This is a genomic window from Arthrobacter sp. Hiyo1 (assembly GCF_001263615.2).
In the GTDB taxonomy this organism is placed as follows: Bacteria; Actinomycetota; Actinomycetes; order Actinomycetales; family Micrococcaceae; genus Arthrobacter.
In genome coordinates this window covers 234,200-238,690 of record NZ_DF952469.1, presented here as the reverse complement: position 1 = coordinate 238,690, position 4,491 = coordinate 234,200, and the positions used below count along the sequence as shown (strand labels likewise).

Annotated in this window: 6 protein-coding genes; all 6 read left to right on the top strand. The window is 63.9% G+C overall.

The annotated features are described in order from the left end of the window. A partial coding sequence (locus AHiyo1_RS05700; protein WP_059387893.1) for an SDR family oxidoreductase occupies positions 1-646 on the top strand: 646 nt, incomplete at its 5' end. A 47-nt stretch (positions 647-693) separates the two neighbouring features. Next, the gene (locus AHiyo1_RS05695) at positions 694-1,602 is read left to right on the top strand and encodes a biotin--[acetyl-CoA-carboxylase] ligase (RefSeq protein ID WP_059387892.1); all 909 of its coding nucleotides are present in this window, start codon (positions 694-696) and stop codon (positions 1,600-1,602) included. Next, positions 1,595-2,230, top strand: coding sequence for a PH domain-containing protein (locus tag AHiyo1_RS05690; protein ID WP_059387891.1), 636 nt, complete (start codon positions 1,595-1,597; stop codon positions 2,228-2,230). The genes AHiyo1_RS05695 and AHiyo1_RS05690 overlap by 8 nt, the downstream gene beginning before the upstream one ends. Then, positions 2,220-3,383 (top strand): adenylate/guanylate cyclase domain-containing protein, encoded by a 1,164-nt coding sequence (locus AHiyo1_RS05685; protein WP_059387890.1) that lies wholly within the window; start codon positions 2,220-2,222, stop codon positions 3,381-3,383. The genes AHiyo1_RS05690 and AHiyo1_RS05685 overlap by 11 nt, the downstream gene beginning before the upstream one ends. Further along, entirely contained in the window at positions 3,383-4,177 is a 795-nt protein-coding gene (locus tag AHiyo1_RS05680; RefSeq protein WP_059387889.1) for a PP2C family protein-serine/threonine phosphatase, read from the top strand. The genes AHiyo1_RS05685 and AHiyo1_RS05680 overlap by 1 nt, the downstream gene beginning before the upstream one ends. 107 nt (positions 4,178-4,284) lie before the next feature. Next, a partial coding sequence (locus AHiyo1_RS25415; RefSeq protein ID WP_216363136.1) for a hypothetical protein occupies positions 4,285-4,491 on the top strand: 207 nt, incomplete at its 3' end.

Genomic DNA, 4,491 nt, shown 5'->3' with positions numbered 1-4,491 from the left:
GGGTGATGTCCGCAACGACGGCGACGTTGCCGCGGCGGTTGCCGCCGCCGTCGAACACTTTGGCGGAATCGACGTCGTGGTCAACAACGCCTCGGCGATAGACCTCTCCCGCACTGACGCAATTGACATGAAACGCTATGACCTCATGCAGGACATCAACGTCCGAGGCACCTTCCTGCTGTCCAAGCTCGCGCTTCCGGCCCTGCGGACATCGAACAACGCCCACATCCTGACGCTCTCGCCGCCGCTGAACCTTGACCCGAAGTGGGCAGGCATGCATCTGGCCTACACCATGGCCAAGTACGGCATGAGCCTCACCACGCTGGGCCTGGCCGAAGAACTCAAGAACGACGGCGTGTCGGTCAACTCGCTGTGGCCCTGCACGCTGATCGACACTGCCGCCATTCGGAATATGCCCGGCGGGGCACAGATCGTCCAAGCGGCCAGGGGCCCGGAAATCATGGCCGATGCGGCCCACGCTGTCCTGACCGGGGCGAACCTGTCCGCAGACTCAGGCGCTTCAGCAAGCAATACAGGCAACTTCTATACGGACGAACAGGTGTTGAGGGCTACCGGAGTATCCGACTTCAGGCCCTACAGTCTGGGTGCCCCGGAGGAGAAGCTGGTACCGGATATCTTCCTCTAAGCGGACAACTTCTTCCCGGACCGGCCTGGCTGGATAGGATTCTGTCTATGGACGTCGAACAGCCTGCCAGCAGCGAACCACGTGCCCCGCGCTTGGGCCTGGACCGCGATGCCCTGCTTCACCCCGACTTCCTCGCGGCCGCCGGTATTTCGCAATTGAAGATCGTGGAGACCACAGGCTCCACGAACGCCGATCTGCTGCGCGCCGTGACCATTGAGCCTAAGGAATGGGCAGACCTCGCGGTCCTTACCGCCGAGCACCAGACGGCGGCCCGGGGCCGGCTCGACCGTCACTGGGAGTCTCCCGAACGTTCGGCGATTTCCGTTTCGATCGTCCTGCGTCCCGTGAATTCCCAAGGCCTCCCCGTTCCCACCCAGAGCTATTCCTGGCTGTCCCTCCTGGGCGCGCTGGCCTTGCGCGAGACCCTCCTGGAAACCGCCGGCCTGCCCGCCGAGATCAAGTGGCCCAACGATGTCCTGGTCCGAGGCAAGAAGATCGCCGGGATCCTGGCCCAGATGGGACCGATGGGGGATGGATCCGTTCCGGCCGTGATCCTGGGCACCGGCCTCAACGTGACGCTCAGCGAAGATGAGTTGCCTGTCCCGACAGCGACGTCCCTTGTGCTCGAGGGTGCCACGACCACGGACCGCACCGTGCTTCTGCGGAACTACCTGTCACGCTTCGCGGCGCTCTACCGCAGTTTCTGCAATGCCGACGGCGACCCCACCGCGGGATTGGCCGGCGGCTCGTCCCTGCACAAGCGGGTTGAAGCTGTCATGGTCACCTTGGGACGAGAAGTGAAGGCGCATTTGCCGGGCGACCACGAATTGGTGGGGCATGCGTCCAGGTTGGATGAGTATGGTTCCCTTTTGGTGGTGGACCATGGTGGCCGCGAGCACGTCGTGACTGCCGGCGACGTCGTCCATCTGAGGGCTACCGAAAGCGGTTATGCGTAAAGAGCTCCTGCGCGGGGAGCAAGTCATCGTGATTACGCGGCAGCAGCCCAGGGCGCTTTTCGGTCCCGTCCTGGCGTTCATCTTGGTCCCCGCCGCGGCCGCCTTCGCCTGTGCATGGATAGTCAAGGGCGGACCGGGTAAGTTGCTTCCGGTCATCACGAGTGATTGGACCCAATGGTTGGTGGCCGCATGCCTGGCCATCGTGGCGATCGTGCTGCTTGGCTACAGCCTTCCGCGATTCATCCGCTGGCGCGGCGTACGGTACATCCTGACAAGCGGCCGGATAGTTGCCCGTTTCGGAATGCTTCGCCGGGGAGACTGGCAGGTCCCGCTGGCCGCGGTGCGCAGCGTGGGGATCAAACAATCGCTGCTCCAACGGATATTGCGCTCCGGGAATATATCCTTGGATACCGGGCACCCCGGCGAGGCCGTTCTCGCGGATGTTCCGGAGGTCGGCAAGTTTCGAAGTTTCATCCTGGATGCCATGGCCGAGCTTCCGACAAATGTCGGGTTCGGCCCGGGCGCCGTACCGGAGCATGGCGACTTTGACGGTTTTGTTGGACCAGTTGACTACTCTGGTGCCGCGTTGCCCTGGGATGTGAGAGAAGGTGGAAGAGATGAGCGTTGACGAGCAGGAGCCTGAGTACATGGACCACGAGCCCGACGCCGTGCCCGAACCTTCCGTGGACCAAGCACCTACGGGGGTCCTCCCCGTGGTGTCCCCGCCCACCGGCGCATTGTCAGCAGAACGGCTTGCCATCAAAGCGCTGGAAACGCGGCTCTTGGGCGGCGAACGCAAACTCCGGCGGCGCGAAGTCGCGGCCGGAGCAGGCGTCTCGCTGTTGTCAGCCCGCAAGCTGTGGCGGGCGCTGGGATTCCCGAATTTCGGTGACCAGGATGTAGCGTTCACCGAGCGCGACCTCGCGGCGCTTTCCACCATCCTCGACCTGGTCCGCGCCGGAAAGCTCACCGAGGAAGCTGCCATCTCCGTGACGCGCGCCATCGGTCAGATGACCGACCGTATGGTGGTGTGGCAAGTCGAGGCGCTGATTGAAGACATGGTGGTGCAGCAAGGCATCCCCGATGCCGTTGCCCGCAAGCAGCTGGTCAATGAACTGCCCAACCTTGTGGACGCCATGGAAGAGATCCTGCTGTACTCATGGCGACGCCAGATGAACGCCGGTGTGCAGCGCCTGGCCGTCCGTGCAGAGGCAGGTTTGCAGGCGAGCGAAGCAGGCCGCGAAGGAGATGAAGACGACGCTCCTTTGCCTTTGGCGCGCGCCGTAGGTTTTGCCGACCTCGTCTCCTACACGAGCCTGTCACGCCGCATGAACGAGAAAACCCTGGCCCAGTTGGTCCAGCGCTTCGAGAACAAGTGCGCGGAGATCATCTCCATCGGCGGGGGGCGCCTGGTCAAGACCGTCGGCGACGAAGTCCTCTACATCGCCGAGACGCCGGCCGCTGGTGCCGAGATCTCCTTGGCGCTTGCCCAGGCCTTCACGGAAGACGAAATCCTCCCGGAAGCCCGCGTGGCCATGGTCTGGGGACGGATCCTTTCCCGTCTCGGCGATATTTACGGCCCCACCGTCAACCTGGCGGCCCGCCTCACGGCCTTGGCTGAACCTGGCACGGTCCTCGTGGACGAGATGACGGCGGCAGCGCTGGGCCAGGACGAACGTTTCATCCTGGTTCCGCAGACGGCCGAAAACGTTCGTGGTTTCGGGGAAATCCTTCCCGTCCGGCTTGCCCGCGGACTTGGCAAGGGACTGGTCCTCGACTGATGAATTCACCGTCCGCAGCAACCGCCCCTGAGCCGGGATTCACGTTGACCTATGGCTTCGGGACGGACCGTGGACTCAGCCGGGAACTCAACGAAGACTCGCTCATCGCAAAGGATCCGGTCTTCGCGGTGGCTGACGGCATGGGCGGGCATGAGGCAGGCGAGATTGCCAGCGCGTTGTGCGTGCGTACCCTCGGCAGCATGCCGCAATTGGCGCCGGGAGTCCGCTCGGCAACTGCCGTTGCCCTGCAAAGGTGCATCCTGGCTGCCGACTCCCAGATCCGGAATGCCACGGGTGGCCGCGCTGGAACAACGCTCACCGGCGTCGTCGTCGCCGAGCATATGGGCGTCCCGTATTGGCTGGTCATGAACATCGGCGATTCACGGACGTATCGGGTGAACGGGGGCGAATTCAGGCAGATCAGCGTGGACCATTCGGAAGTCCAGGAACTCGCGGAGGCCGGAAGCATCACGCGGGAAGAAGCCACGGTGCATCCGCGCCGCAATGTGGTGACCCGCGCCCTCGGCACAGGGGGCGAAAACGAAGCGGACTTCTGGTTGCTGCCCATCCAGGACGGGGATCGGATGCTGATCTGCTCGGACGGACTCACCGGGGAGCTGGGCGACGAGCACATGTTCCGGATCTTGAGCACGGTTGAGAAGCCCCAGGACGCGGTGGATGCCCTCATCCACGAGGCGTTGCTGAGTGGCGGGCGGGACAATGTGACCGCGATTGTGGTTGATGCCAGGATCGAGTTGAACGACGCCGCAAGGACCGGCACCGGCTCTTCCTGATGGCCTTTGCAGGGAACGGGATTTGCGACATGCCCGGACTATGTAGGAAGATTCCGGTCAATACCACCCCAACTCCGGGCGGCCCGTGCCGTCCTGCAGAGGTAAACATGACCCAACGCTCCTCAGCGCGCTCTGGCGGCGCGACCCGTGCCGCCGTGCGACGCCCGTTCTCCGTTGCCCTCGCGGGCATTGCCATGGCCGTGGTGATGTGCGCCTTCCCGTTGCTTTCGGCCCATGCCGAGACCACTCTGGCTCCTCAGAATAGCCAATCGACCACTGCCCCGACCCCGGCCCCGGACCCGGCACCAACCGAG

Bases quoted from the DNA above. Each gene is read 5' to 3' on its own strand.
- AHiyo1_RS05695 (WP_059387892.1), top strand. From the start codon at position 694: ATGGACGTCGAACAGCCTGCCAGCAGCGAACCACGTGCCCCGCGCTTG.
- AHiyo1_RS05690 (WP_059387891.1), top strand. From the start codon at position 1,595: ATGCGTAAAGAGCTCCTGCGCGGGGAGCAAGTCATCGTGATTACGCGG.
- AHiyo1_RS05680 (WP_059387889.1), top strand. From the start codon at position 3,383: ATGAATTCACCGTCCGCAGCAACCGCCCCTGAGCCGGGATTCACGTTG.
- AHiyo1_RS05685 (WP_059387890.1), top strand. From the start codon at position 2,220: ATGAGCGTTGACGAGCAGGAGCCTGAGTACATGGACCACGAGCCCGAC.